2 protein-coding genes are annotated in these 4,127 nt (G+C 40.4%); both read left to right on the plus strand.

Going from position 1 to position 4,127, the window contains the following annotated elements:
• Positions 1-250: 250 nt before the first annotated feature.
• Positions 251-3,499, plus strand: a complete 3,249-nt coding sequence (locus E4T71_RS08190; protein ID WP_135038825.1) for a GBS Bsp-like repeat-containing protein — start codon at positions 251-253, stop codon at positions 3,497-3,499.
• A 342-nt stretch (positions 3,500-3,841) separates the two neighbouring features.
• A partial coding sequence (gene tnpB / locus E4T71_RS08195; protein ID WP_245165718.1) for an IS66 family insertion sequence element accessory protein TnpB occupies positions 3,842-4,127 on the plus strand: 286 nt, incomplete at its 3' end.

Below are 4,127 nucleotides of genomic sequence, written 5' to 3' on the forward strand. Positions count from 1 at the left end.
TTAGCCTTGGCAAATTAGCCTAACAGCTCCAAACCTGTCATCAAATGAAATCAATGACTTATCAGAATGGGTTGTAGTCCTCATCTCACAGTAAAGGTAGGTGGCTAACTTCATTTTAAAACTTTCGATTTTCTAATAATGCTTGAGGTTGAGGCTTTTGTCTCAGCCTTTTTGGTTATTTATATTGAAAAAACTGAAAAGGTAGTATAAAATAAATGAGGATATAGTAAAAAATAAAGGAAATAAGTGAATGAAACATGGATCGCAGCAATGCTTCTCTATTCGGAAATATTCCTTTGGAGCAGCCTCTGTTCTTATTGCTAACCTTGTATTCATGGGAGGGCAAGTGCAGGCGGATAGTTTACAAGAAGCTTCGGTAGTATCAGAAGTAACTAGTCAAGAAATTTCAAGAAGTGGTTCTGGCGAGCAGGATCCTCTCAGTTCATCTAGTAAAGGGAATATTGAGGTTCAAGCGGAAGTAGCAACGACTGTTGTAAGTGAAGAGATTTCGATTAAAGAGACAGAGACAGTGGAACCAAGTTCAGTAGTAAAGGAAGAGGTATCCACAAAGCCTAAATTACGAACAACGTTTCAGCCAAAGTCCGTGGAGGTAAAACCGCAGCTTGAATCTTCGGATCTATTCTCGACAGGTAGAGCGGCAACCGCGGGGAATCCGATTTTAGCAAGCCTTCCTGATGCAGGAACATATGTATTTGATGAGCCTACGGATGTTCATGTACAGCCACGGTTATCTTCTGGTGTCGTAGCGACGTATCAAAAAGGTCAGTCTGTTGCATATGATCGAATTTTGACAGAAGATGATCGTTTGTGGTTATCCTACATTGCTACTTCAGGTACGAGACGGTATGTGGCTCTCCCTGCACAAAATAATGCAGGACAAACAACAGATACTGCTGTTGCAAATGCCTTGAATGCCTTAGCTCCTCAAGGGACTTATACGTTTAGCAAAAATGCAGGTGTGAAAAATGAAGCCCGAATTGCTAGCCCTAATGTCGCAACTTATAAACCTGGGCAGACTGTGCGTTACGATCGTGTTCTCACAGCAGATAGTCATCGATGGATTTCCTATATTTCTTATTCTGGAGCTCGTCGTTATGTAGCTATCGAAGAGATTAGTCAACCAAGCAAACCAGTAGCTCCAGCCGTTAAGGTGGAAAAGACAGGAAAGGTTGCCAGCAGTAATGTAACAACTCAAGGCTATGAGATTCGAGTTAGTCAAGTACAGCATCCAGAAGGTGTTAAGGAAGTTCTTGTCCCTAGCTGGTCTGAGAAGAATGGGCAGGATGATATTATCTGGCACAAGGCTAACCAACAAGCAGATGGTACCTATAAAGCCTTTATTCCAACAGTAGATCACAAATATGATAGTGGTCCTTATCAATCTCATGTATACTATGTAACCAATCAAAACAAACGCGAATTTGTGACCAAAACACAGGTCAGTGTCCCACAAGCAGCAGTCGTTCAGAAAACGGGTCAAGTTTCGACGTCCAATGTTTCATCGACAGGTTTTGACGTGGTAGTTAAGAATGTCAATCACCCAGCTGGTGTCAAAGAAGTTTTGGTTCCAACTTGGTCTGAAAAGAACGGTCAAGACGATATTGTTTGGCATAAGGCAAGCAAACAAACCGATGGAAGCTATAAAGTCCATATTGAGACTAGCCAACACAAATATGATTCAGGCAAGTATCAGGTTCATGTGCATTACGTGACTGGGAGCAATCAACGGACTTATGTGACTGAGACGACAGTGAGGATTCCACAAGCAGCAGTCGTTCAGAAAACGGGTCAAGTTTCGACGTCCAATATTTCATCGACAGGTTTTGACGTGGTAGTTAAGAATGTCAATCACCCAGCTGGTGTCAAAGAAGTTTTGGTTCCAACTTGGTCTGAAAAGAACGGTCAAGACGATATTGTTTGGCATAAGGCAAGTAAACAAACCGATGGAAGTTATAAAGTCCATATTGAGACTAGCCAACACAAATATGATTCAGGCAAGTATCAGGTTCATGTGCATTACGTGACTGGGAGCAATCAACGGACTTATGTGACTGAGACAATTGTACAAATTCCTCAAAGTCAGAAATCTATTCATGTAGAAAATGCGAACGATACAGGTTTTGATGTACGCATTACAAACTTGAATAAGTTTACAAATGTTCGTGAAGTACTGGTACCTACATGGACTTCTCATAATGGTCAAGATGACTTAATCTGGCATAAGGCCAGCAGACAAGCAGATGGTAGCTATAAGGCTCGTATTGAGTACAGCCGTCATAATTATGAATATGGAATGTATACAATTCATTCTTATGTAAAAGATGCTACAGGTCAGTTGAAGTGGCTTGATAATACTAGCTTTGATGCTCCAAAGCCAGCAAATGTAGGAAAAGGCTATCCAGAAAAATGGGTAGGAACGAAAAAATATTCTGGAGTTGTGACTCATATTGATTCGAATCCTGTCTATTCTGATCAGAACCGTGTCACCATTGATCGTATCGTGATTCACCATAATGCTGGCATGAGCGATGAGGGAGCACGAGCGACTTGGTATATCCGAAATGGGAATGAGACCTCGGCTCATTATCAGGTTACTCCAGATAAAATTTGGGGAGTCGTACCTGAAAATGAAGTTGCTTGGCATGCGGGGCATTATCCTACCAACCAACGCTCCATTGGGATTGAGCATCTAAATAATAGTTTAGGACCAGAGTGGACAATTGCAGAAGAAACTTATCGCAATTCGGCTAAATTGATCGCAGATATTTCGCTTCGCTATAATATCCCACTCGATCGTGACCATGTAATTGGACATGATGAAGTTTCTGCAACACTCTGCCCAGGTGGTATTGACATTGATAAATTATTGAGTATGGCGAAAGCAGAGAGAGCTCAGTTAGAGAACGTAGCAATTCCTAAAACCAGTCCTGCGCCTGCTTCACAAACTTCTCAAAAGCTTGAAGTACCGTACTATTCTCAATTAGATAGCCGCTGGGCGAATAAACGTTATGGAAATTACTTATTTGGACCTACAGGATGTGTTCCAACTACTCTAGCGATGGCATTTACTGGACTCTCAGGTAAAACAGTCCTTCCAACAGAAGTAGGAGACTATATCTATAAGAATACAGATGCCTTTAATAAAATTGTTCAGGGGACTGCAGCAACTGGTATTGCGAAAGCAGTTAGTCATTGGGGTTATAAATCAGAAGTTCTAAAAACGAAACAGGCGATTCAAGCAAGTCTGGAGTTAGGAAATCCAGTTCTTCTCGCTGTAGGACCGAGTGTTTTTGTAAACTATCCAAGTACCCACGAACTATTATTGACTGAATATAAAGATGGAAAAGTTAAACTATCAGATCCTTATACGAAATCATTGAGCGGATGGCATAGTCTAGATTATCTTTGGAATGTACGGAGTCATGATTCCGATGATAATGCACTAGGTTCACCTGCTATTGCAGTGAAACGTGCCTAAAGATAAAAAATTAAGGTATTGATTTAGTATAAAAAGAGGCTGGGTAAAAAGTCTTCAAAATAGAAAACAGCTTAGAATTACGTTATTAGAAACGTTGATTCTAAGCTGTTTTTATTCATTCAAACTTCAAGCGAATCCCAAAATAGTTCGTTTTTACCCTGTCTCTTTTAGATAGAAAGAAGTCCGATATCAGTCTTATTATCAGTTATAGACGTACATAGCTACTTTTCAAATGGTTTGATTTTATCCTACTGCCCTGGTAGTTGATGTGTAAGCGCCCAATAACAAGGTATCTTTAACCGAACTAGAAATCTAGCTATACTAATCTTATAAATCATCAGGATGGAGATTGATATGGTAGATTCTCGCTCGTTCACTAGGATAAATTTATGCGATTTAGGTCGGGTTCATTTGATAACTGGTAAAACAGATATGAGGCAAGGAATTGATTCCTTGGCTTACTTAGTGAAACAGGAATTTGAATTAGACCTTTTCTCAGGTCAAGTCTTTCTTTTCTGTGGTGGAAGAAAAGATCGCTTCAAAGCCCTTTATTGGGATGGACAGGGCTTCTGGTTACTGTACAAAAGGTTTGAGAATGGAAAACTCAACTGGCCTTCGAATGAGCGAG

Origin of the sequence: Streptococcus sp. WM07, from assembly GCF_004570525.1 — a bacterium.
Taxonomy (GTDB): domain Bacteria; phylum Bacillota; class Bacilli; order Lactobacillales; family Streptococcaceae; genus Streptococcus.